This window comes from Mycobacterium sp. E787 (genome assembly GCF_001668725.1).
In the GTDB taxonomy this organism is placed as follows: domain Bacteria; phylum Actinomycetota; class Actinomycetes; order Mycobacteriales; family Mycobacteriaceae; genus Mycobacterium.
Genome location: NZ_LZKL01000087.1, coordinates 1 through 1298, shown reverse-complemented (window position 1 = coordinate 1298; position 1298 = coordinate 1). Strand labels below are relative to the sequence as shown.

Below are 1298 nucleotides of genomic sequence, written 5' to 3'. Positions count from 1 at the left end.
TGCGGGGGCGGGATCCATTCGGTTTCGCCGCGGGCGTTGGTGCGGGTGGTCCAGCCTTGTTCGGCGAGTCGGTTGTCGGGGCCGCAGGCCAGGGTGAGGTCGTCGATGTCGGTGCGGTGGGTGGTTGTCCAGCCGCGGACGTGGTGGACCTGGCTGTGGTAGGCCGGAGCGTCGCAGCCGGGTTTGGTGCAGCCACGATATTTGGCGTAGAGCACAATGCGCTGCGCCGGTGAGGCCAGCCGTTTGGTGTGATGCAACGCCAGCGCTTTGGATTTGTCGAAGATCGCCAGATAGTGGTGAGCGTGGCCGGCCCAGCGGATCACATCCGACATCGGCACCAGGGTGCCGCCGGCGGTCAGGGCCTTGCCGGCGGCGGCCTCGAGTTCGTTGAGCGTGGTGGTCACCACGATCGACACCGGCAAGCCGTTATGTTGACCCAGGTCTCCGGAGGCGAACAGCGCGCGCAGCGCGGCCAGCAAGGCGTCGTGGTTGCGCTGGGATCGGGATCGGCTGTCGCGCCGCACGGCATTCTCGTCGGGTGTCTCATCGACCGCGGGTGTCTGGTCGTCAGGGTTGCAGGCCCCCGGCGCGGCCAGTTTGGCCAGCATGGCTTCGATGGCGGCCCGCAGTTCCGGGGTCACCAGCCCGCTGAGGCGCGACATGCCGTCGAATTGCTGATCGCCCAGCGTGATCCCGCGCTGACGAGCCCGCTCGGCATCGCTGAATTCACCATCGGGGTTGAGGCAGGCCATGAGTCGCTGGGCGTATTTGGCCAGCTCGTCGGGGCGATAGCCGCGGGCCTTGTCGGCCAGGTCGGCTTCGGCGGCTTGCCGGGTGAACAGGTCCACCTCGGCGGGCAGGTGGGCGAAAAAGCCGCGGATCACCTTGATGTGCCCGTCACCGATCAACCCCTCACGTTGGCCTGCGGCGGTCGCGCTCAATTGCGGGGCCAGCGGCTCACCGGTCAGCGCCCGGCGCTCACCGAGATCCTCGGCCTCGTCGATGCGCCGGGCGGCCTCGGCTTTGGTGATGCGCAACCGGTCGGCCAGCGCCGAGCGCAGCGTGCCACCCAGCTCTGCCTTGCCGGCTTGGGCTTCGAGTTGGTTGATCAACGCGTGCTCGGGGGCGCGCAGCCGGCGCGCCACGCATTCCAGGCGCTCCAAGGCCCGCAGTCGTTCCGGGGTGGTGAACACGTCAAAGGACAACTCGCACAACCGGTCCACGGCCGCATCGAGCGCGCGAAAGACCTCGACGATCTCCTCACGACTGCTCGCACCCATACCCCAAACCCTACGAAC

Annotated in this window: 1 protein-coding gene; it reads right to left on the bottom strand. The window is 68.1% G+C overall.

The features are described from left to right. Positions 1-1280, bottom strand: a 1280-nt coding sequence (locus A5705_RS17005) for an HNH endonuclease signature motif containing protein (protein WP_068278747.1), incomplete at its 3' end; no start/stop codon positions are given. Positions 1281-1298: the final 18 nt, after the last annotated feature.